Source organism: Nonomuraea sp. H19 (genome assembly GCF_052068215.1).
In the GTDB taxonomy this organism is placed as follows: domain Bacteria; phylum Actinomycetota; class Actinomycetes; order Streptosporangiales; family Streptosporangiaceae; genus Nonomuraea.
In genome coordinates, this window is the sequence record NZ_JBQHCV010000021.1 from 1 (window position 1) to 21,579 (window position 21,579).

At 69.5% G+C, this 21,579-nt stretch carries 21 protein-coding genes; 12 read left to right on the top strand and 9 right to left on the bottom strand.

Annotated elements, in window-relative coordinates; all coding sequences use genetic code 11:
• Positions 1 to 367 precede the first annotated feature (367 nt).
• The gene (locus tag ACTMTI_RS37480; protein ID WP_441125437.1) at positions 368 to 2,458 is read left to right on the top strand and encodes a S9 family peptidase; all 2,091 of its coding nucleotides are present in this window, start codon (positions 368 to 370) and stop codon (positions 2,456 to 2,458) included.
• The gene (gene mgrA / locus ACTMTI_RS37485) at positions 2,455 to 3,453 is read left to right on the top strand and encodes an L-glyceraldehyde 3-phosphate reductase (RefSeq protein ID WP_441125438.1); all 999 of its coding nucleotides are present in this window, start codon (positions 2,455 to 2,457) and stop codon (positions 3,451 to 3,453) included. Before ACTMTI_RS37480 ends, mgrA begins: the two co-directional genes overlap by 4 nt.
• Here the strand turns inward: mgrA and ACTMTI_RS37490 are convergent.
• Entirely contained in the window at positions 3,422 to 5,797 is a 2,376-nt protein-coding gene (locus ACTMTI_RS37490) for a lysylphosphatidylglycerol synthase transmembrane domain-containing protein (protein ID WP_441125439.1), read from the bottom strand. The two genes, mgrA and ACTMTI_RS37490, sit on opposite strands and share 32 nt — an antisense overlap.
• 202 nt (positions 5,798 to 5,999) lie before the next feature.
• On the opposite strand from ACTMTI_RS37490, the gene ACTMTI_RS37495 reads away from it, so the two are divergent.
• A complete protein-coding gene (locus ACTMTI_RS37495) occupies positions 6,000 to 8,015 on the top strand; it encodes a molybdopterin-containing oxidoreductase family protein (RefSeq protein WP_441125440.1) in 2,016 nt (671 codons plus the stop codon).
• On the opposite strand, the gene ACTMTI_RS37500 is transcribed toward ACTMTI_RS37495, so the two are convergent.
• Entirely contained in the window at positions 7,993 to 8,184 is a 192-nt protein-coding gene (locus tag ACTMTI_RS37500) for a hypothetical protein (protein WP_441125441.1), read from the bottom strand. The genes ACTMTI_RS37495 and ACTMTI_RS37500 overlap by 23 nt on opposite strands.
• On the opposite strand from ACTMTI_RS37500, the gene ACTMTI_RS37505 reads away from it, so the two are divergent.
• Positions 8,183 to 8,725 carry a PadR family transcriptional regulator gene (locus tag ACTMTI_RS37505; protein ID WP_441125442.1) on the top strand — a complete coding sequence of 181 codons (543 nt, stop codon included), beginning with the start codon at positions 8,183 to 8,185 and terminating at the stop codon, positions 8,723 to 8,725. The two genes, ACTMTI_RS37500 and ACTMTI_RS37505, sit on opposite strands and share 2 nt — an antisense overlap.
• Here ACTMTI_RS37505 and ACTMTI_RS37510 read toward each other — a convergent pair.
• The gene (locus ACTMTI_RS37510) at positions 8,704 to 9,201 is read right to left on the bottom strand and encodes an N-acetyltransferase family protein (protein WP_441125443.1); all 498 of its coding nucleotides are present in this window, start codon (positions 9,199 to 9,201) and stop codon (positions 8,704 to 8,706) included. The two genes, ACTMTI_RS37505 and ACTMTI_RS37510, sit on opposite strands and share 22 nt — an antisense overlap.
• Positions 9,202 to 9,276: 75 nt before the next feature.
• Here ACTMTI_RS37510 and ACTMTI_RS37515 point away from each other — a divergent pair, with 75 nt between their 5' ends.
• Complete coding sequence (locus ACTMTI_RS37515) at positions 9,277 to 9,726, top strand: hypothetical protein (protein WP_441125444.1); 450 nt, start codon at positions 9,277 to 9,279, stop codon at positions 9,724 to 9,726.
• Positions 9,727 to 9,741: 15 nt separating this feature from the next.
• Here the strand turns inward: ACTMTI_RS37515 and ACTMTI_RS37520 are convergent, their stop codons facing one another.
• The gene (locus tag ACTMTI_RS37520; protein WP_441125446.1) at positions 9,742 to 10,128 is read right to left on the bottom strand and encodes a VOC family protein; all 387 of its coding nucleotides are present in this window, start codon (positions 10,126 to 10,128) and stop codon (positions 9,742 to 9,744) included.
• Positions 10,129 to 10,175: 47 nt separating this feature from the next.
• Positions 10,176 to 10,973: a class I SAM-dependent methyltransferase gene (locus tag ACTMTI_RS37525; protein ID WP_441125448.1), complete on the bottom strand. Its 798-nt coding sequence runs from the start codon at positions 10,971 to 10,973 to the stop codon at positions 10,176 to 10,178.
• A 104-nt stretch (positions 10,974 to 11,077) separates the two neighbouring features.
• Between ACTMTI_RS37525 and ACTMTI_RS37530 the strand changes: the two genes are divergently transcribed.
• From ACTMTI_RS37530 to ACTMTI_RS37540, 3 genes are all read left to right on the top strand, one after another.
• Positions 11,078 to 12,883 (top strand): acyl-CoA dehydrogenase, encoded by a 1,806-nt coding sequence (locus tag ACTMTI_RS37530; RefSeq protein ID WP_441125449.1) that lies wholly within the window; start codon positions 11,078 to 11,080, stop codon positions 12,881 to 12,883.
• 193 nt (positions 12,884 to 13,076) lie between these two features.
• Positions 13,077 to 13,904: an MBL fold metallo-hydrolase gene (locus ACTMTI_RS37535; RefSeq protein ID WP_441125632.1), complete on the top strand. Its 828-nt coding sequence runs from the start codon at positions 13,077 to 13,079 to the stop codon at positions 13,902 to 13,904.
• A 64-nt stretch (positions 13,905 to 13,968) separates the two neighbouring features.
• Entirely contained in the window at positions 13,969 to 14,193 is a 225-nt protein-coding gene (locus tag ACTMTI_RS37540; protein WP_441125450.1) for a hypothetical protein, read from the top strand.
• On the opposite strand, the gene ACTMTI_RS37545 is transcribed toward ACTMTI_RS37540, so the two are convergent.
• Positions 14,190 to 14,483: a Dabb family protein gene (locus ACTMTI_RS37545; protein ID WP_441125451.1), complete on the bottom strand. Its 294-nt coding sequence runs from the start codon at positions 14,481 to 14,483 to the stop codon at positions 14,190 to 14,192. The two genes, ACTMTI_RS37540 and ACTMTI_RS37545, sit on opposite strands and share 4 nt — an antisense overlap.
• A 74-nt stretch (positions 14,484 to 14,557) precedes the next feature.
• Here ACTMTI_RS37545 and ACTMTI_RS37550 point away from each other — a divergent pair, with 74 nt between their 5' ends.
• The 3 genes from ACTMTI_RS37550 to ACTMTI_RS37560 are packed head-to-tail and all read left to right on the top strand — an operon-like array spanning position 14,558 to position 17,391.
• Positions 14,558 to 15,295: an NUDIX domain-containing protein gene (locus ACTMTI_RS37550; RefSeq protein WP_441125633.1), complete on the top strand. Its 738-nt coding sequence runs from the start codon at positions 14,558 to 14,560 to the stop codon at positions 15,293 to 15,295.
• A 24-nt stretch (positions 15,296 to 15,319) separates the two neighbouring features.
• On the top strand, positions 15,320 to 16,219 hold the full coding sequence (locus tag ACTMTI_RS37555; protein ID WP_441125452.1) for a hypothetical protein: 900 nt from the start codon (positions 15,320 to 15,322) through the stop codon (positions 16,217 to 16,219).
• Positions 16,216 to 17,391 carry an adenylosuccinate synthetase gene (locus tag ACTMTI_RS37560; RefSeq protein ID WP_441125453.1) on the top strand — a complete coding sequence of 392 codons (1,176 nt, stop codon included), beginning with the start codon at positions 16,216 to 16,218 and terminating at the stop codon, positions 17,389 to 17,391. The genes ACTMTI_RS37555 and ACTMTI_RS37560 overlap by 4 nt, the downstream gene beginning before the upstream one ends.
• A 42-nt stretch (positions 17,392 to 17,433) precedes the next feature.
• Here ACTMTI_RS37560 and ACTMTI_RS37565 read toward each other — a convergent pair whose 3' ends face one another.
• The 3 genes from ACTMTI_RS37565 to pdhA are packed head-to-tail and all read right to left on the bottom strand — an operon-like array spanning position 17,434 to position 21,008.
• The gene (locus tag ACTMTI_RS37565) at positions 17,434 to 18,927 is read right to left on the bottom strand and encodes a 2-oxo acid dehydrogenase subunit E2 (protein ID WP_441125454.1); all 1,494 of its coding nucleotides are present in this window, start codon (positions 18,925 to 18,927) and stop codon (positions 17,434 to 17,436) included.
• Between the two features lie 12 nt (positions 18,928 to 18,939).
• Complete coding sequence (locus tag ACTMTI_RS37570) at positions 18,940 to 19,911, bottom strand: alpha-ketoacid dehydrogenase subunit beta (RefSeq protein WP_441125455.1); 972 nt, start codon at positions 19,909 to 19,911, stop codon at positions 18,940 to 18,942.
• 5 nt (positions 19,912 to 19,916) lie between these two features.
• The gene (gene pdhA, locus ACTMTI_RS37575; RefSeq protein ID WP_441125456.1) at positions 19,917 to 21,008 is read right to left on the bottom strand and encodes a pyruvate dehydrogenase (acetyl-transferring) E1 component subunit alpha; all 1,092 of its coding nucleotides are present in this window, start codon (positions 21,006 to 21,008) and stop codon (positions 19,917 to 19,919) included.
• A gap of 227 nt (positions 21,009 to 21,235) precedes the next feature.
• Between pdhA and purS the strand changes: the two genes are divergently transcribed.
• Positions 21,236 to 21,481, top strand: a complete 246-nt coding sequence (gene purS / locus ACTMTI_RS37580) for a phosphoribosylformylglycinamidine synthase subunit PurS (RefSeq protein ID WP_441125458.1) — start codon at positions 21,236 to 21,238, stop codon at positions 21,479 to 21,481.
• Positions 21,482 to 21,579 lie beyond the last annotated feature (98 nt).

The following is a 21,579-nucleotide window of genomic DNA, read 5'->3' on the forward strand; positions in this document are numbered from 1 at the left end:
CAATAATGACGGGGTTCATACATGTAAAAACATGCACTGGCTTTTAACACACTGTTGAGTTCTCAAGAAACGGACGCGTACAACCTTACTTGAAACCGTCTGGCTTCTCGCTCGGTGGCGTTCATCTCGTTGTGTCTTAATTCTTTCAGCCCTCCCGGTCCCTGTCAAATTGACCGGACCGGCTGGACTTGCGGGAATTAAGTCACCGACGAACACGTCACAACGCACACCATTGTCACCGGAGTGAGGAGGAGGGTTGTGCCGCACCGCGTCGGCTTCTAAAGATTAGCAGCGCTCCCGACTGCTCGGGACGGTTCGTCATCTTCCACGGACACAGAACGATCACAACCGAACATAGACTCCCCACGTGAGCAGTGACACGCCGCCAGTGGCGAAGAAGGTCCCGACTGAGCGCATCCACCATGGCGACACCGTCATCGACGAGTACGCCTGGCTGAGCAACAAGGAAGATCCAGATACCAAGGCCTATCTTGAGGCGGAGAACGAGTTTCTCAAGCAGCAGACCGCTCACCTCGCCGATCTCCAGGAGCAGGTGTTCCAGGAGATCAAGGGCCGCACCCAGGAGACCGACCTGTCGGTGCCGAGCCGCAAGGGCGCGTGGTGGTACTTCAGCCGCACCGAGGAAGGCAAGCAGTACGCGGTCTCCTGCCGTGTCCCCGCCGACAGCGACGCACCGCCGCAGATCACGCCGGGCGTCCGGCTCGACCGCGAGCAGGTCATCCTCGACGGCAACGAGCTGGCCGGTGACAGCCAGTTCTTCTCGATCGGCACGAGTTCCGTCACTTCCGACGGCACGATGCTGGCCTACTCCACGGACTACAAAGGCGACGAGCGTTTCTCGCTGAGGTTCAAGAACCTCGAGACGGGTGAGCTGCTGCCCGACGAGATCACGGACATCTTCTACGGGGGCGCCTGGTCGGCCGACGGCTCGGCGTTCTTCTACACGCGCGTCGACGACGCCTGGCGCCCGTACCAGGTCTACCGGCACACCCTCGGCACCGAAGAGGACGTGCTGGTCTACGAGGAGGCCGACGAGCGCTACTGGGTCGGCATCGGGCTGACCCGCAGCGAGAAATACCTGGTGCTCGGCGCGGGCAGCAAGATCACCAGTGAGGTGCGCGTCCTCGACGCCACCGACCCGGCGGGCGAGTTCCGGGTGGTCCGCCCCAGGAAGACCGGCGTCGAGTACGGCGTCGAGCACGCCGGCGACTTCTTCTACGTCCTGCACAACGAGAACGCCGAGAACTTCGAGCTGGCCACGGCCCCGCTCGACGACCCGGGCACCTGGACCCCGTTGATCGCCCACCGGGACGACACCAGGCTGCTGGAGATCGACGGGTTCGCCGGCCACGCCGTGGTGCACTTCCGCCGTGACGGGCTCACGGGCCTGCGCGTCCTGCCGTACGCGGACACGGGCGAGGGCTGGCGCGAGCAGGCCGAGGCCGCCGAGCGGAACGCGTACGAGATCGATTTCCCGGAGCCGCTCTACGACGTGGGCCCCGCCGGGAACCCCGAGTTCACGACCACGCGGCTGCGGCTGGCGTATACGAGCATGGTCACCCCGCCCAGCGTGTACGACTACGAGCTGGCCACCCACGAGCTGATCCTGCTCAAGCAGCGCCCGGTGCTCGGCGGCTACGACTCGGCTGATTACGAGCAGTTCCGCGAGTGGGCCACGGCCGAGGACGGCACGAAGATCCCGGTCTCGATCGTGAAGCGGAAGGATGCCGGCAAGCCCGCACCGACCGTGCTGTACGGGTACGGCAGCTACGAGACCTCCATCGACCCCAGTTTCTCGGTCGCGAGGCTGTCGCTGCTGGACCGCGGGTTCGTCTTCGCCGTCGCGCACGTCAGGGGCGGCGGTGAGATGGGCCGCCGCTGGTACGAGGAGGGCAAGCTCACCAGGAAGCGCAACACGTTCACCGACTTCGTGGCCGCGGCCAGGCACCTGAAGGCGACCGGCTGGAGTGAGCGGATCATCGCCAGGGGCGGTTCGGCCGGCGGCCTGCTGATGGGCGCGGCGGCGAACCTGGCGCCGGAGGAGTTCGCGGGCGTGGTGGCCGAGGTGCCGTTCGTGGACGCGCTCAACACCATTCTCGACCCGTCGCTGCCGCTCACCGTGATCGAGTGGGACGAATGGGGCGATCCCCTGCACAACCCCGACGTGTACGCCTACATGAAGAGCTACACGCCGTACGAGAACGTGGACGGCCGGTCGTACCCGCCGATTCTGGCGATCACCAGCCTCAACGACACCCGTGTCCTCTATCACGAGCCGGCGAAGTGGATCGCCAGGCTGCGGGCGACGGCGCAGGGCGGGCCCTTCCTGCTCAAGACCGAGATGGGGGCCGGCCACGGCGGGCGGAGCGGGCGCTACGACGCCTGGCGCGAGGAGGCGTTCGCGCTCTCCTGGATCATCGAAAGGGGTACGTCATGACGTATCAGGCCGACGACCAGCGCTACGAGCGCCAGCCGTACAACCGCAGCGGCCGCAGCGGCCTCAAGCTGCCCGCGGTCTCGCTGGGGCTGTGGCACAACTTCGGCGACAACCGGCCGATCGAGAACTCGCGGGCGATCCTGCGGCGGGCGTTCGACCTCGGGGTGACGCACTTCGACCTGGCCAACAATTACGGCGTCCCGTACGGCTCGGCGGAGCGGAACTTCGGTGCCATTCTGCGCGAGGATTTCGCCAAATATCGGGACGAGTTGATCATCTCCACCAAGGCCGGATATGACATGTGGCCCGGCCCGTACGGCGAGTGGGGCTCGCGCAAATACGTCCTGGCCAGCCTCGACCAGTCGCTCCAGCGCATGGGCCTGGAGTATGTCGACATCTTCTACAGCCACCGTCCCGACCCGGAGACGCCGCTGGAGGAGACCATGGGGGCGCTCGACCGGGCGGTGCGCTCGGGCAAGGCGCTCTACGCGGGCATCTCCAACTACTCGGCCGAGCAGACCACCCAGGCCGCGCGGATCATGCGCGAGCTGGGCACGCCGCTGCTCATCCACCAGCCGTCGTACTCGATGATCAACCGGTGGATCGAGGACGGGCTGCTGGACGCGCTGGAGGAGGCGGGGATGGGCTGCATCGTGTTCTCGCCGCTGGCGCAGGGCCTGCTGACCGACCGTTACCTCAACGGCGTCCCCGCCGACTCGCGGGCGGCGACCAGCCGCTTCCTGAGCGAGGACAAGATCGACCGGGAGCTGGCGCACGACCTCAACGAGATCGCCAGGGGCCGGGGGCAGACGCTGGCTCAGATGGCGCTGTCGTGGACGCTCAGGGACCCGCGGGTGACGAGCGTGCTGATCGGCGCGAGCAGTGTGAAGCAGCTGGAGGACAACGTGGCCTGCGTGGACGGCCCGGACTTCACCGAGGACGAGCTGCAGGCCATCGACAAGCTCACAGGTCCTCGTGCCGCTGGAGGAAGGTGAAGGAGGCCCAGCCGGGCAGCACCGGCAGCCAGAACGTGAGCAGCCGGTGCAGCAGGACGGCCGACGTGGCCACCGTGCTGGGCACCCCCGCCGCGATCAGCCCCAGGGAGAGCGCGGCCTCGACCGCGCCGAGCCCGCCGGGCGTGGGCGCGGCCGAGCCGATCGCGTTGGCCGTGAGGTAGACGACGGCGACGGCGGTGAAGCTGATCTCGCCGCCGAACGCCGCCACGGAGGCGTGGAGGCAGGCCACGAACGCGATGGTGATCATGAGAGTGCCCGCGCACGCCTCGACCATCTTGTGGGGCGACTGGAGCACGTCGAGCAGCCGCGGCAGCACGTTGGAGAACAACCGGCGCAACCGCGCGGTGAGTATCCTGCGCAGCGGCGGCACCCCGAGCACCACCACGACCAGCAGCGCCACCGCGAGCAGCGCCACGACGAGCCCGCGCGACGGCGTGAAGGAGGTGGCGGTGCTGGAGCCGGTGATATAGGCGAACAGCAGCAGCAGCCCGATGTGGAAGACCAGCATGGTGAGCTGGGAGGCGCCCACGCTGGCCACCGCGCTCGCCGGTGAGATGCCGCGTTTCTGCAGGTAACGGGTGTTGATCGCGACCCCGCCCACGGCGGCGGGCGCGACCAGCTTGACGAACGAGGACGCGAACTGCACCAGCACGGTGCGCCAGAGCGGCAGCGGCTCGGGTACGAATCCGCGCAGCATCAGCGCGGCGGCCACGAAGCTGACGAACGAGGCGACCAGCGCCAGCCCCGACCAGGCCCAGTTGGCAGTGGTGATCACCTGGTAGACGTTCACCTGGCTGAGCTGGGACAGCACGATGTAGGCGGCGATCGTGCTGGCGATGATCGTGATCAGCGTGCGCGGCTTGAACCGTTCGAGGCGGACCTCCTCGACCTTGCCCTGTGGCTTGAGCGCGACGATCTGCTCGCGGATGCCGGGCAGCACGTGCTTGGCCTTGCCCAGGGCCGCGCGGGTCTCCCTGGTCAGCGCGATGCGCTGGAGGAGGGGCATGGCGGCGGCCAGCGCGTCGGGGCCCATCACGGCGGCCGCGGCGCGGACGGAGCGCTCGGGCCCGACCCGCAGCGCCAGGTAAGTGAGCAGCTGGGCGATGTCGATCCGGAGCAGCAGGTCACCGGCGGCGATCTCGCCGCTGCGCGCGTCGGTCAGCACGACCCGTCCGCTCCGGTCGAGGTGGACGCCGTCGCCGGTGAGCCGCCGGTGCGCCAGGCGCTGGATCTGCAGCAGCTCGACCTGCTCCCAGATCTGGGCGAGCAGGGCGTCGTCGATCTCCTCGTCCGGCACCTCGTCCAGCGGGCGCGTCTCGATGTGCTCGTAGGCGAGCAGCGCGGCCTCGGTGCCGATCTCGCTGGTGCCGAGCAGCCGGGGCGTGCTGGCGCCGGCCGCCTGGGCCGCGTACGCCATGAGCGCCTCGCGTTCGAGCTCGGCCCGCAGCGACCTGATCGCCCTGCGGCGGGTTTCGGAGTTGAGCCTGATGCGCCGCCACAGCCGGTAGGGCAGCCCGGCCACCTGCCGGTCGCGGTCCAGCACGGTGACGTGGAGGCTGGTGCCGTCCCTGAGCCCGATGGCGTAGCGGCGGCTGCCCTGCAGGTCGTCCTCGATGCGGCGGGCCGAGACCACCGAGAACGACAGCTTGCGCAGCGCGGCCACCACGGCGCTGCCCGGCGGCCGGGTGTTGGGACTGCCGACGCCGTAGAGGGTGGCGTAGCCGATGGTCATGCCGACCAGCACCGTGACGATGGCGCTCGGGATCGTGATCTGCCGGCCGGAGAAGAACGCCAGGATGTACAGCGCGATGGTGGCCCACATCAGCATCCGCCACGTGGGGCGGCGCGAGATGCGTACGGCGGTGGCGTACGCGACGACCGAGGTGAGCAGCGTGTTGATCGGCTCGATCGTCCGGTCGCCGGTGAGCAGCACGCGCAGGTCGTCGAGGGTGCCCGAGACGAGCCACTGCCCGAGCAGGAACGATCCGGCCATGCCGATGATCGCGGCGATCAGCCCCTCGGCGACGCGCAGCCCGTCGCGGTGGAAGACCCGCTCGACCGCGAACGCCGCCGGCACGATGAGCACGGCCGCGCCGCCGAGGAAGGCCGCGATCCTGCTCAGGAGGGGTACGAGCTCGGCGCCTTCCTTGACGTCCTGCTCCAGGCCGATGAGCGTCTGCTTGGCGACCAGGGCGAGCAGGATGACCGCGCCGAGCACGATCAGCGTGGCGAAGAAGCGCAGCAGGTCGGAGGGGCGGCGAAGACGCTGGGGCAGGAGCGGCTCTACGACGTAGACGTCGTCGGCCGCGCGTGACTCGGCCACGGCTGGATCCCCCTCCGCGAGGTCCTCCGTGTCATCTCGTTCCCTGATTTCGGCCACCGACAGTGATTCTGCACCTTCCCGGCTGGACCGTACGATCTTTTAGTTTCCAGTCTGCTCAATCGTGCCCGTAGTCGTGACACCGGGCCGCGAACGCCGGGCATATTCCCCTGGCCGATCCGGCGTCCAACGTAGGCTATGTCCCATGTCGGGTGAATTGAGGATTCTCGGGGCATGTCCGCTGGACTGCCCCGACACCTGTTCCTGGATCGTCACCGTCGATGAGGGCAAGGCCGTGAAGCTCCGCGGCAACCCCGACCACCCCTATACCCGGGGCGCTCTGTGCGTGAAGGTCAACCGGTATCTGGAGCACACCCAGGCCGGCGACCGCATCCTGTACCCGCTGCGCCGCACCGGCCCCAAGGGCTCCGGGCAGTTCGAGCGCATCACGTGGGACGAGGCGCTGGAGGAGATCTCGGTACGGCTGCGCGCCATCGTCGAGGAGCACGGCGGCGAGGCCATCTGGCCGTACCTGGGCACCGGCACGCTCGGCTACCTGCAGGGCTGCGACGGAGTGGCGGGCCGGCGGTTCTGGAACGCGCTCGGCGCCTCCAAGCACTGGCTCAACATCTGCTCGGCGGCCGGCAACAGCGGCCTTAACCGCACGAACGGCACGGCGGCCGGCATGGACCCGGAGAACTTCGCACTCGCCAAACTGATCCTGCTCTGGGGCACGAACACGCTCACCAGCGGCCACCACCTGTGGAAGTTCATCCAGGACGCGCGGGCGGACGGCGCGTACGTGGTCGCCATCGACCCGATCCGCACCAGGACCGCCGACCAGGCCGACGAGCACCTGCCGATCAGGCCGGGCACGGACGCGGCGCTCGCGCTCGGGCTGCTCAACGTCGTGCTGGCGGAGAACGCGCAGGACGAGGAGTTCCTGGCCGCGCACACTGAGGGCTGGGAGGACTTCCGCGAGGAGATCCTGAGCCATCCGGTCGAGAAGGTGGCCGAGATCACCGGTATCCCGGCCGCGGCCATCCACAGCCTGGGGATGCGGCTGGCCCACACCCGCCCGACCGCGATCCGCGCCACGCACGGCCTCCAGCGGCACGCGGGCGGCGGCACGGCGCTGCGCACGATCGCCGCGATCCCCGGCGTCACCGGCGACTGGCGGCACCCCGGCGGCGGCGTCGCGTTCTCCACGAGCGGCCACGTCCACATGAACGTCGACACCCGCGAGGACCTGCTGCCCAAGCCGGTCCGCACGCTGGTCATGACCAAGCTGGCCTCGCAGCTGGATGACGTGAAGTGCCTGTGGGTGTACGCCGCCAACCCGCTCGGCTCGACCCCCGACGCGAACGCGATCAGGCGTCAGCTCGCCCGCGAGGACCTGTTCACGGTCGTCATGGAGCAGTTCCCGACCGACACCGTGGACTACGCCGACATCGTGCTGCCCGCGACCATGCAGACCGAGCACTACGACCTGCACGCCGGGTACGGGCACATGTACCTGCTGTGGAACGAGCCCGCCGTGGAGCCGTCCGGCGAGTGCCTGTCCACGACGGAGACGTTCCGGCGGCTGGCGGCGCACATGGGGATGACCGAGCAGGCGCTGTTCGACTCCGACCTGGAGCTGGCCGAGCAGCTGCTGTCGAGCGGGCATCCGTCGCTGGCGGGCATCACGCTCGACCGGCTGCGCAAGGAGGGCTGGGTACGTATGAACTATCCACAGCCCTTCGCCCCGTTCGCCGACGGCTTTCCGACGCCTTCCGGGCGGCTGCGCTTCCCGCCGTCCGGCCAGGCGTACGTGCCGCCCCACACGGTCCAGGCGTCGGGGCGTTCGGCGTACCCGCTGACGCTGGTCACGCCCGCGTCGCACACCTTCCTCAACACGATCTTCGGCAACAACCCCGAGCTGCGACGCCGCGCCAAGGACCCGGTGGTGCTGGTCAATGCGGCCGACGCGGCGGCCCGCGGTCTGGTGGACGGGCAGCGGGTACGGGTGCACAACGACGGCGGCGAGTTCCTGGCCGACGTGGAGATCAGCGACCGGGTGTCGGCCGGGGTGGTGGCCTCCACGAAGGGTCGCTGGCCGAAGCTCAGCCCGGGCGCCACCAATCCCAACGCGGTCGTGGCGGAACGGGACGCCGACATGGGCAAGGGCCCCGGTTTCCACGACAACCTGGTCGAGCTCAGCCCTTGTGCCGGGCCATGAACGCTTCGATCCGGTCGAGGATCGGCTTCCCGTGAGGGCCGCCGAGCACGGGGGCGGCTTTGGCGCGGTCCTCGTTCTCGTGGCAGCACCCCGAGACGCTGGGGCCGACGCCGACTATGTCTGAACTGACATAGTCGGTGATCGAGCACCATATCCTGTGGCGCACCATGACCTCAACGCTGGGATTCGCGATCCTCGCCGTGCTGGCGCGTGGCGGCCGCACGGGATACGACCTGGCCGCGGCCATGCGGCGGCCGGTCGGCTACTTCTGGACGGCCGGTCACAGCCAGATCCACGCCGAGCTGCAGAAGCTACGGGCCGGCGGGCTGGTCTGCTTCGAGACCGAGCGCGGTCCCGGCCCGCAGGACAAGAAGGTCTACCACTTGACCGCCGACGGCCTGGCGGCGTTGCGGGAATGGGTCACCGAGCCTCCGCGCGAGCGGCCGGAGCGCGACGAACTGGTGCTGAAGACGTACACGTCGTGGCTGGCCGAACCGGGGCTGCTCAGGCGGATGTTCGCCGACCAGCTGGCCAGGCACGAGGCCCGGCTGGCCGGGTACGAGCAGGAAAAGGCGGCCTTCGGCGGGCCGCCGCCGTTCGGCGATCCCCGGTTCGGGAACTACGCGACGCTGCGGTGCGGGCTGAGCTACGAGCGGCACCGCGCGGACTGGTGCAGATGGATGCTGGATCAGCTCAGCGCGAGCTTGTAGCCCTCGTGGGAGGCCGTGAAGCCGAGCGAGTCGTAGAAGCGGTGCGCGTCCGTACGCGACTTGTCGGAGGTGAGCTGCACCATGGCGCAGCCGCGCGCCCGCGCCCGGTCGACAGCCCACTTGATCATCTCGCGGCCGAGGCCCCGGCCCCGGGTGGACGCGGCGACCCTGACGGCCTCGATCTGGCACCGCTCGGCGCCCAGCCGTGACAGCCCGGCCAGGTACGTGAGCTGCATCGTGCCCACCACCGTCCCGCCCTGCTCGGCCACGATCAGCTCGTCATACGGGTTGGCGTCGATCCGCTCGAAGGCCGCCAGATAGCGCTCGTCCCCGGGATCGCCCTCGCGGGTGGCGCCGAGCGGGTCGTCGGCCAGCATCGCCACGATCACGGGCACGTCGTCCTTGCGGGCCTGGCGGAGGATCAGGGACGGCTCCCTGTCTCCTGGCCCAAGATGCGCAATGTCGGTTTCCTGCATGTCCGAATCATGTCAGGGACAGCTCAGGGTCCTTCCCCGATGCCCCTAGGGAGCCCGAAAAGGCAGCATGGCCATATGAACGAAATCAGTCGACGCGATGAGGTCTCGCTGTCGGGCGCCGCTCTTCGCGGTGCCCCTTGGAAGGCCGCCGCCATCGGCGGTGGCGTCGTGACCGCGGCCAGCTTCGGGATGGGCCTGCTCACGGGGGGCGGCGATCTGGTGTGGGCGCTGGGCCTCGGCATCAGCCTGTTCGCCCTGATCGCCGCGATCGGAGCGGTGTCCAAGCCGGAGGTGGGCGACCGGGTGACCCGGCAGGCCCGCATCTGGTCGCTGCGGCACCCGTGGAAGTTCGCGCTGCTGCCCGCGGGCATCACGGCGGTGCTGGACTATCCGGTGCAGCTGGTGCTGGACGGTGAAGGGGTGTTCGGCTCGGCCGTGCACGCGCTGTGGCACGGCGCGCTGGTCTATCTGATCGCCGGCATCCTGACGCTCACGATGCAGGGCCGGGCGCGCTCCGCCCGGTGACCCCGCGTGCGTGCGTTATCCGACCTGCGCTTCCCGCTCGGCCTGGCTTCTACAGACGCAGAACTCGTTGCCCTCCGGGTCGCGCATCGTCACCCAGCCGGTGCCATCGGGCTGGCGCCGGTCGTCGTAGACGGTCGCGCCCAGCCCGATCAGCCGCTCGACCTCCTCGTCCCGGGTCCCGCCCGCGGTCCCGTTGACATCGAGGTGGATCCGGTTCTTCCCGGTCTTGCCCTCGGGCACGCGAATGAACAGCAGGAACGGGTCCCGCTCGGTCCGCAGCATGACCTCGTCGTCGCCCGGCTTGTCGCCTTCGCCCAGCGGCAGCCCAGTGGCCTGGCTCCACCAGCTCGCGATCTCGTACGGGTCGGCCGCGTCGATGGTGACGGCATGAATTTCGATCATGCGGACACCCAATCCGACACCGTCAAAGACGTCAAGCCGGTGTCGCGTCAATCCCACCAAATGGTGACCCACCGGTCGCGGGGCACCGGCCACATGCCCAGCTCCAGCACCGTCGCCGCGACCTCGTCGGCCCTGGCCGGATCGAGGCAGACCCGCCGGCACGCGCTGGCCGCCAGCTCCTCCAGCGACGTGAAACGTTCCAGGGGCGCTTCCCGCTCCTCCACCTGCACCGGGTAGCCGAGCGCCGCCGCCAGCGCCACGCAATCCTCCGCGACCGGCCGCACCGGCCGGCTCACCCCGTGGAAGTGCTCCCACAGCGGTGTCATCCAGCTCATGGGATGGCGATGCGGCAGCTCCAGCACCACCCGCCCGCGCGTGCGCTCGTCGAGCGCCCGCAGGAAGTCCGCCAGGTCGGGCACGTTGTAGACCACGTGCGCGGCGATGGACGCGTCCACGACGGGCACCCGGTCCACGACGTCGGGCCAGCGGCCCTCGACCGTCGTGGCGGGGACCCCGAGCTTGTCCGCCCTGAGCGTCAGCCCCTCCAGCATGGCGGCCGAGGTGTCCACCGCGTAGAGATGGCCGATGCGCCCGCGCAGCGGGAGGGACGCCGCGCCGGGGCCGGAGCCCACGTCGAGCAGCGTGCCCTGGTCGGGCAGGGCCTCGGACAGACGCGTCATGGTCGGCCCGTCGTCCGGCTCCGCCAGCGCCCGGTCCGTACGGGTGCCGAACCGCTCAGGCGAATGGCTCCACGGATCTTCAGGAGCCTGGGCCATGATCTCCTCGGGGATGGCCCAGGATTCCAGTCGCTCTCGCCACTTGGCGGCGAGTTCTTCGGCGTCCATGGAGACGAGCATGCCATGCATGCCACGGGTTACCAGCGGGTAGCATTGCAGAGTAAGGTTACTCGCCAGTACATAAGAGCGCGGTTCAAGGAGATCGACCCCCCATGGGCCACTACAAGAGCAACGTGCGTGACCTGGAATTCAACCTCTTCGAAGTCTTCGGGCGAGGCGAGATCCTCGGCACCGGGCCCTTCGCGGAAGTCGACGAGGATGTCGCCCGCAGTGTCCTGGACGAGGTCAACAGGCTGGCGACCGGCGTGCTCGCCTCCTCTTTCGAGGAGGGAGACAGGACGCCGCCGGTGTTCGACGCGGCGGCCGCCACGGTGACCATGCCCGAGGGCTTCAAGAAGTCGTACAAGGCGCTGGTCGAGGGCGGCTGGGCGCATCTCGACCTGCCCGCCGAGCTGGGCGGTCCCGGCATCCCGAGGACCCTGGCGTGGGCGGCGGCGGAGATGGTGCTGGGGGCGAACCCGGCGCTCTACATGTACGCCGCGGGCCCGAATTTCGCCTACACCCTGTGGAAGCTGGGCACTCCGGAGCAGAAGCGCTTCGCGGAGCTGGCCATCGAACGCGACTGGGGCGCCACGATGGTGCTCACGGAGCCGGACGCCGGCTCCGACGTGGGCGCCGGGCGTACGAAGGCGGTGCGCCAGCCCGACGGGAGCTGGCACATCGAGGGCGTCAAGCGCTTCATCACCAGCGGCGAGCACGACTTGACCGACAACATCTTCCACCTCGTGCTGGCCCGCCCCGACGGCCACGGCCCCGGCACCAAGGGACTGTCGATGTTCCTGGTGCCGAAATACCACGTGGACCTGGAGACCGGCGAGCTCGGCGAGCGCAACGGCGTCTACGTCACGAACGTCGAGAAGAAGATGGGCCTGAAGGTCTCCACGACCTGCGAGCTGACGTTCGGCGACCAGCACCCGGCGGTCGGCTGGCTGGTCGGCGAGGTGCACGACGGCATCAAGCAGATGTTCATGGTGATCGAGCACGCCCGCATGATGGTCGGCACCAAGGCCATCGCCACGCTGTCCACCGGCTACCTCAACGCCCTGGAGTACGCCAAGGCGCGGGCCCAGGGCGCGGACATGACCCGGATGGCGGACAAGTCCGCCCCGCGGGTGACCATCACCCACCACCCGGACGTGCGGCGCGAGCTCATGCTGCAGAAGGCGTACGCCGAGGGCATGCGCGCCCTGGTGCTCTACACCGCCACGTTCCAGGACGCCGTGCTGATCGACCCGGAAGACCGGCACTCGATAGCGATGAACGACCTGCTGCTGCCCATCGTCAAGGGCGTCGGCTCCGAGCGGTCGTACGAGCTGCTCTCCCGCTCGCTGCAGACCCTGGGCGGCTCCGGCTACCTGCAGGACTACCCGATCGAGCAGTACATCAGGGACGCCAAGATCGACTCCCTGTACGAGGGCACGACCGCGATCCAGGGGCTCGACCTGTTCTTCAGGAAGATCCTGCGCAACCAGGGCGCGGCGCTCGGCTCGCTGCTGGGCGAGATCGGCGAGTTCGCCGCCTCCGAGGCGGGCAACGGCCGGCTCAAGGAGGAGCGCAAGCTGCTCACCGAGGCCGCCGGCGACGTCAAGGCCATGGCCGACACCATGGCGGGCTGGGCGCTCGGCTCGCTGGAGAAGCCGGAGGAGGTCTACAAGGTCGGGCTCAACACCACCAGGTTCCTGCTGGCGCTGGGCGACCTGGTGATCGGCTGGCTGCTGCTGCGCCAGGCCGAGGTGGCGCTGGCCAAGCTGGGCCAGGGCGAGGACCCGTTCTACCTGGGCAAGGTCGCCGCCGCCACGTTCTTCGCCAAGACCGTGCTGCCCCGCCTCGCGGCCGAGCGGCAGGTGCTGGCCGCGACCGGCCAGGAGCTCATGGAGTTGCCCGAGGAGGCCTTCTAAACCCGGCCACCCCGGCAGAACGCCCGCGTCCCGCGCGGGCGTTCTGCCGGTATTTTCCGCCGCGAAACCCGCTCCCGGCGAGTACCTTCACGGCATGAGCTCGTCTTCCCACGACCACCCGCTGTCCCCTCCGCGGGTCGAAGAGGTCTCCGACGGCGTCTACGCCTACATCTAGCCCGACGGGAGCTGGTGGATCAACAACACCGGCTTCCTGGCCGGGCGCCGCGGCGTGATCTGCGTCGACGCGTGCTCGACCGAGCGCCGCACGCGGGCGTTCCGCGAGGCCATCGGCAAGATCACGGATCGGCCGATCACCACGCTGGTCAACACCCACCACCACGGCGACCACACCTTCGGCAACTGGCTGTTCCCCGAGGCGACGATCGTCGGGCACGAGGGCGTGCGCGCGCAGATCCTGGCCGAAGGCGTCCCCACCTACCTCGCCGCATGGTCGCCCGAGGTGGAGTGGGGCGCGATGGAGCCGACGCCGCCGTTCCTCACCTTCACCGACGGCATCACCCTGCACTCCGACAACCTGCGCTGCGAGGTCAGGCACGTCGGGCACGCCGCGCACACGACCAACGACTCGTACGTGTGGATCCCGGAGCGGCGGCTGCTGTTCTCCGGCGACCTGGTCTTCAACGGCGGCACGCCGTTCGTGCTGATGGGCTCGGTGGCGGGCGCGATCGAGGCGCTCACTCAGCTCAGGGAGCTGGGCGCGGAGACGATCGTGCCGGGGCACGGCGCGGTGTGCGGGCCCGAGGTGTACGACCGGGTCGAGGGCTACCTGCGCTTCGTGCAGGAGACCGCCGGGCGCGGCCGGGAGGCGGGCCTGTCGCCGCTGGAGGCGGCCAGGGAGACCGACCTCGGCGAATGGGGCGGGCTGCTGGACTCCGAGCGCATCGTGGGCAACCTGCACCGCGCCTACGCCGACCTCGACGGCCGGGAGATCGATCTGGCGACAGCCGTCCTCGACATGATCACCTATAACGGGGGCCGGCCGCTGTCATGTCTCGCCTGAGGGGTGTGATCACAGATACCCGGGTATGACCGTGGGCGTACTCGCCGTTTGCCTGGAGGTCGTCATGGGTGTCGGGGTCAGCATCTTCTTCCTCACGCTCGGCGCCATCCTGAGATTCGCGATCGAGCCCGATGTGTTCGGTCAGAGCGTGCACATGGACATCATCGGCCTCATCTTCATGATCGTCGGTGGCGTCGGCGTGGTGCTGAGCATCGTGCTGGCCCCAAGGCGAGGCCAGACGTCCGACAACAGGCTGATGCACCGCGAGAACAACCCGCCGGAGCTCTAGACGCTCAGCTGCACGGCGGCGCGGCTCGCCAGGATGGGCTTGATGTGCTCCGCGATCACCGCCTGATGCTGCGGGTGGTCGCGGTAGAGCAGGTAGTCGTCGACGTCGTCGAAGTCGGCCACCACAGCGTAGTCGTGGTTGCCCTGGTTGATGCCCGCGTCCGGACCCACGGTGTAAGAACGTAGCTGCGGGATGACGCCGGGCAGCTTGCGCAGCTCGGCCGTCACCGCGGCCTTCTGCTCGTCGGTCGCGTCCGCGGTCCACGTGAACAGCACGATGTGACGAATCATGAGGTGAACCCTATCGACATTCCTTCACGATCAGAGTTATTCTCGAACTGAGATTGACTCAAACTGAGAAGGACTTGCTCGTGGAAGAGTTCCTGACCGCCTACAACCCGCGGCTCTACGCCCCGGTCGCGGTGACGGTCGACGTGGTGGCGTTGACCATCCGGGACCGGCGGCTGCACGTCCTGATCGTCGAGCGCGGCGTGGAGCCGTACGCGGGGGCGTGGGCCCTGCCCGGCGGGTTCATCAGGCCCGACGAGGAGCTCGCCGAGGCCGCGGTGCGGGAGCTGGCCGAGGAGACCGGCGTGGCCACCAGGCCGGCGCATCTGGAGCAGCTGGCGAGCTACGGCGGCCCCGGGCGCGATCCGCGGATGCGCGTGGTGTCGATCTCGTACCTGGCCTTCGCCCCTGACCTGCCCGACCCGGAGGCCGGCACGGACGCGGCCGCCGCCGTGTGGCAGCCGGTGGACGACGTGCCGACGCTGGCCTTCGACCACGCCCGCATCCTGGCCGACGGGGTCGAGCGGGCCCGGTCGAAGCTGGAGTACACGCCGCTGGCCACGGCGTTCGCAGGCGAGCTGTTCACCATCTCCGACCTGCGGCTGATCTACGAGACCGTGTGGGGCACGCCGCTGCACGCGGGCAACTTCCACCGCAAGGTCCTGTCCGTGCCCGGGTTCGTCGAGGGCACCGGCGAGACCACCGAGACGGGCGGCCCCAGAGGCGGGCCACGCGCCAAGCTCTACCGCGCCGGCGACGCCCGGCTGCTCCACCCCGCGCTGCTGCGGCCCGCGCGCGAGGAGGAGATCCGATGATCACCCACTCTTGAGGAGAGGCACATGGGCAGCGGAATCTGGTCCACGGACGTCTACATGTCGGCCGTCCACTATCGCTCGGCCACCGGCCGGAGCGCCTTCGCCTACAGCGACAACGGCGCCCGGAACGCGCACCCCGACCTCGACCCGTACGGCGTCACGCGCGAGAGCCGCGACTCCGCCGAGCACCCGGACTCGCTGGCCATCGCCGTCCTGTTCGATGTGACCGGATCGATGGGGCGGGTGCCGCGCGTCCTGCAGACGCGGCTGCCCGACCTGCTCGGCCTGCTGCTGCGCAAGAGGTACGCCACCGACCCGCAGATCATGTTCGGCGCGATCGGCGACGCCACCTGCGACCGCGCGCCGCTGCAGGTCGGCCAGTTCGAGTCCGACAACCGCATGGACGACCAGCTCGGCCTGATCCTGCTGGAGGGCGGGGGCGGCGGGCAGAAGCGCGAGTCGTACGAGCTGGCGATGTACTTCATGGCCCGGCACACCTCGATCGACTGCCACGAGAAGCGGGGCAAACGCGGCTACCTGTTCATCATCGGCGACGAGATGCCCTACCCCCGCCTGTCCGGGCGGGCGGCCAGGGACGTCATCGGCGACCGCATCCCCGAGCGGCTCGGCGTGGAGGCCATCGTCACCGAGCTGACCAGGAAATACGACACCTACTTCATCGTTCCCAAGGGCGCCAGCCACGCCGGCGACCAGGAGGTCCTGACCGTGTGGCGGCGCCTGCTCGGCCAGAACGTGCTGGAGCTCGACGACCTCGACGCCGTGTGCGAGGCCATCGCGCTCACGGTGGGGCTCGGCGAGGACGCGATCGACCTGGACGAAGGGCTGGACGACCTGGCCGAGCTGGGCTCCGCCGCGGGCGGGACGGTGTCGAGGGCGCTCGGCCGGGGGTCGCGGCGCGAATGAGCGAACACGTGATCGTCGTCGACCTCGGGTACGGCGACGCGGGCAAGGGCACCGTCGTGGACTGGCTGTGCGCCACGCGGGATGTGCGCGCGGTGGTGCGGTTCAACGGCGGTGCCCAGGCCGGGCACAACGTGGTGCTGGCCGACGGGCGGCAGCACACGTTCGCGCAGTTCGGGTCGGGGACGTTGCGCGGGGTGCCGACGTATCTGTCGCGGTTCGTGGTCGTCGACCCCCTCGCGCTGTCCGCCGAGGCGGCCCACCTGGCCCGGCTGGGGGTGCCGGATCCTTTTGCGCTGATCACCGTGGACCGGGACGCGTTGCTCGCGACGCCGTACCACATCGAGGCCGGACGGCGGCGGGAGCTGGCGCGCGGCGAGGCCCGGCACGGGTCGTGCGGGATGGGGGTCGGGGAGGTGATGGCGTACGCGCTCGAGCACGGGCCGTCGGCGCCGCGTGCGGGTGACGCGCCCGGAGTGCTGGAGCGGAAGCTGCGGGTGCTGCGGGAGGCGCTGGGTGTGCAGGGGCCGCCTGTGGAGGACTGCGTGGCCGCTTACCGGGCGTTCGGCGAGCGGGTGCGGCTCGTGGACTCCTCGTTCGGCGACCGGCTGGCCTCGTCCGGGCCGGTGGTGTTCGAAGGGGCTCAGGGGGTGCTGCTCGACGAGCGGTGGGGATTCGATCCCTACACGACCTGGAGCACGACGACGTTCGACAACGCCGAGGAACTGCTGGGCGGGGCCGGCGCGGTGCGGCTGGGGGTGCTTCGGACGTACACCACCAGGCACGGGCCCGGGCCGCTGGTGACCGAGGACCCCGCGCTGGCGCTGCCCGAGCCGCACAACACGACCGGGCCGTGGCAGGGGCCGTTCCGGTTGGGTCACTTCGACGCGGTCGCTCACCGGTACGCCGCCGAAGCGGCCGGCGGGGTGGACGCCCTCGCGCTGACCCACCTCGACGTGCCCGTGTCGCGGATGTGCATTGCCTACGATCCGCCGGTTTCCTTCGAGCCCGACACGGAGCGAACAGCACGAATGATGCGGGCGCGACCTATTTACCAGGAAGGTGTATCAAACTGGGTCGGCGCGGTCTCAGACGTGATGGGAGCGCCCGTGTGGATCGAATCGCACGGGCCCACCGCGGAGAGCAAGCGCGCTCTCGTGCCGGGCCCGCGGTGATCGCCGGAAGAGGGGTCCTTCCGGCGGTCACCACACTCCTTCTCAGCTCCAGGCCAGCATGCGGAGCGGGTCCTCCAGCATGGCGCCCACGTCCCGCAGGAACAGCGAGCCCTGCTCGCCGTCCACGATGCGGTGGTCGAATGAGAGCGCCAAAGTCGTGACCTTGCGCACCGCCAGCTCGCCGTCCACCACCCACGGCATGTCCCTGACCTGGCCGAACGCCAGGATGGCGGCCTCACCGGGGTTCAGGATGGGGGTGCCGGCGTCCACGCCGAACACCCCGACGTTGGTGATCGTGATCGTGCCGCCGGACATCTCGGCCGGCTGGGTCCGGCCTGCCCTGGCCGTCTCCGCGAGCTTGGCCAGGCTCTTGGCCAGGTCCGGGAGCGACATCTCATGGGCGTCCTTGACGTTCGGGACCACCAGGCCTCTCGGGGTGGCGGCGGCTATCCCGAGGTTCACGTAGTGCTTGACGACGATCTCCTGGGCCTCCTCGTCCCAGGAGGAGTTGATCGCCGGGTGGCGTCTGGCCGCCGTCAGGACGGCCTTGGCCACCAGGAGCAGCGGGGAGACCTTGACCTCGGCGAAGTCGGCCAGGGTGCGCAGGCGGTGCACTGCTTCCATGGTGCTGGTCACGTCGACCTGGAGGAACTCGGTGACGTGGGGCGCGGTGAAGGCGCTGGTGACCATGGCCTGGGCGGTCATCTTGCGGACGCCCTTGATGGGGATGCGCTCTTCCCTGCCGGGCCGGGTGGGGGCGGCCTGGGGGGTCGGCTGTGCGGCCTGCTCCGCTGCCGCGTGGACGTCCTCGCGGGTGATCGAACCCTCCGGCCCGGTGCCCGTGACGGTGCCGAGATCCACGCCGAGGTCCTTGGCCAGCTTGCGCACCGGTGGCTTGGCCAGGACGGTCACCCGGCCGGGCGCCGTATCCGTGTCGGGTGCGGAGGCGGCGGGGCGGACCCGGCCGTCGACCTCCGCTCTGGACGGGTCGGCCACCGGAGTGGCCGGGGTGCCGGCCGGAGGCTGCTTGCGGGGGCGGCGTTTGGCGGCGCCGGTCTTGACGCCGTAGCCGACCAGGACCGCCTGGCGTTCCTCCTTGGGCGCCGGGCTGCCGTGCGCGCCGGGTTCGACGGCGCCTTCCGCCGGCGGCTTGGGGACCATGTCGTCGGCCAGGGCCTCAACCCGCCCCTCCGGCGCGGCGACCCCGGGCACGGCCCCCTTGGGCGCGGCGGCCTCCGGAGCGCCCCTCTCCGGCGCTACGGGCCCTGGAGCGGCCCTCTCCGGCGCTACGGCCTCCTCGGTGGTGTCCACGGCGATGATCGGGACGCCCACCTCGATCGTCTGGCCCTCCTCGCCGAGCAGGCCCGCCACCACCCCGTCCCACGGGATCGGCAGCTCGACGATGGACTTCGCCGTCTCGATCTCCACGACGATCTGGTTGACCTTCACGTGGTCGCCCGCCTTGACGTGCCAGCGGACGATCTCGGCCTCGGTCAGCCCCTCACCGACGTCCGGGAGCTTGAACTCGCGTCGCATGGCTGCCCCTCCTCAGTACGCGAAGGTGCGGTCGACGGCGTCGAGCACCCTGTCGAGATCGGGCAGGTAGTGCTCTTCCAGCTTCGACGGCGGGTAGGGCGTGGAGAAGCCGCCGGCCCGCAGGACGGGAGCCTCCAGGTGGTAGAAGCAGCGCTCGGTGATCCGGGCCGCGAGCTCGGCGCCGAACCCGTTGTTGACCGGCGCCTCGTGCACGACCACGACCCGCCCCGTCCGGCGTACGGAGTCCAGGACCACCGGCTCGTCCAGCGGGTTGAGCGAGCGCAGGTCGACGACCTCCAGCGAGCGCCCGTCGTCCTCGGCGGCCGCGGCCGCCTCCAGGCAGGTCTTGACCATCGGTCCATAGGCCAGCAGCGTGACATCGGTCCCGGGGCGCACCACCTTGGCCGCGTGCAGCGGCGTCCACCAGTCGGTGGAGGTGGTGTCGATGTCGGCCTTCTCCCAGTAGCGGCGCTTGGGCTCGAAGAACACCACCGGGTCGTCGCTGCGGATGGCCTGCTGGATCATGGTGTACGCGTCGGCCGGGTTGGAACAGGCGACGACCCGCAGGCCGGCGGTGTGGGTGAAGTACGCCTCGGGGGACTCGCTGTGGTGCTCGACCGCGCCGATGCCGCCGCCGCAGGGGATGCGTACGACGACCGGCAGCTTGATCGCGCCCAGCGACCGCATCGGCATCTTGGCCAGCTGCGTGATGATCTGGTCGGCCGCCGGGAAGACGAAGCCGTCGAACTGGATCTCGCACACCGGCCGGTAGCCGCGCAGCGCCAGCCCGATCGCGGTGCCGACGATGCCCGACTCGGCCAGCGGCGTGTCGATGACCCGGTCCTCGCCGAAGTCCTTCTGCAGCCCGTCGGTGACCCGGAACACGCCGCCCAGCTTGCCGACGTCCTCGCCCATGATGAGGACCTTGGGGTCGTCCTCCATCGCCTTGCGCATGCCCTCGTTGAGCGCCTTGGAAAGGCTCATCACGCTCACTTCTCGAACCCCTCCAAGTAGGCGGCGAACTGGGCGCGCTCCTGGTCCATCAGAGCGTGGGGCTCGCTGTAGACGTGGTCGAAGATGGCCAGCGGCTCGGGGTCGGGCATGGCCAGGCAGCGCCTGCGCAGATCGGCGCCGAGCTGGTCGGCCTCGGCGTCGACGGAGTCGAAGAACGCCTGGTCGGCCAGCGTGTTCTTGAACAGGTAGGACTTCACCCGCTCGATCGGGTCCTTGAGCTTCCACGCCTCCAGCTCGCTGGCCACGCGGTAACGCGTCGGGTCGTCGGTGGTGGTGTGCGCCCCCATCCGGTACGTGAACGCCTCGATGAGCGTCGGCCCCTGACCGGTGCGCGCCGCTTCCAGCGCCTTGCGCGTCACCGCCAGGCAGGCGAACACGTCGTTGCCGTCCACCCTGATCCCCGGGAAGCCGAAGCCGGAGGCCCGGCGGTAGAGCGGGATGCGGGTCTGCTTCTCCAGCGGCTCGGAGATGGCCCACTGGTTGTTCTGGCAGAAGAACACGATCGGCGCGTTGAACACGCTGGCCCAGATGAAGGACTCGTTCACGTCGCCCTGCGAGGTGGCGCCGTCGCCGAAGTAGACGATCGTGGCGGCGTTGGCGTCGTCGCGCTGGATGCCCATGGCGTACCCGACCGCGTGCAGCGTCTGGCTGCCGATCACGATCGTGTAGAGGTGGAAGTTGTGCTCTTTCGGGTCCCAGCCGCCGTGGTTGACGCCTCTGAACAGGCCCAGCAGCTTCACCGGGTCCACGTCGCGGCACCATGCCACGCCGTGCTCGCGGTAGGTGGGGAAGGCCATGTCCACGTCGGTCAGCGCGCGGCCCGAGCCGATCTGGGCCGCCTCCTGGCCCAGCAGCGAGGCCCAGATGCCCAGCTCGCCCTGGCGCTGCAGCGCCACGGCCTCTAGATCGACGCGCCGGACGAGCACCAGGTCGCGGTAGAGCGACCGGATGTCCTCCGGGGTCAGGTCGATGTCGTAGTCGGGGTGCTCGACCCGCTCCCCCTCTGGGGTGAGCAACTGGACGAGCTCCGGGGGTGCGTCAGCACCGCGAGAGGCGTCGACTGTCACGTGCCGCTCCTGTGCGATCAGGGCCGGTGTCGGATGGGGTTGCCACCTCTGGCCAGCCTTCTAGGCGATGAACCATGTGGTGGTGGTTCGTACGCGTTTGGGGACATGGTGGCAGATATCACAGTCCTGCGCGCAAGCCCCATGTTCTCCCCGTTCCCGTTGTATCCACGGCCACACGCACCGGTAGGCTGGCTTTCCCAACACCACCCTTATGCAGGAGGAACGCAGTGGCGCGCGTCATCGTGGACGTCATGCTGAAGCCCGAGATCCTCGACCCGCAGGGCCAGGCGATCGCGCGGGCGCTGCCCCGGCTGGGCTTCTCCGGCGTCTCAGCAGTACGTCAGGGCAAGCGTTTCGAGGTCGAGCTGGACGGCCCGGCCGACGAGGCGGCGCTGGCCGAGGTGCGCAAGATGGCGGAGACGCTGCTGGCCAACACCGTGATCGAGGACTACAGCGTCCGGGTTGAGGACTAGCAGGGAGATTCGTCACACTGGTTTCCCCTTGGGTGCTTAAAGCCGCGTTCCGACGTGCCACAATGCCACGGGCGTGCCAACACTAAATAACAACAACG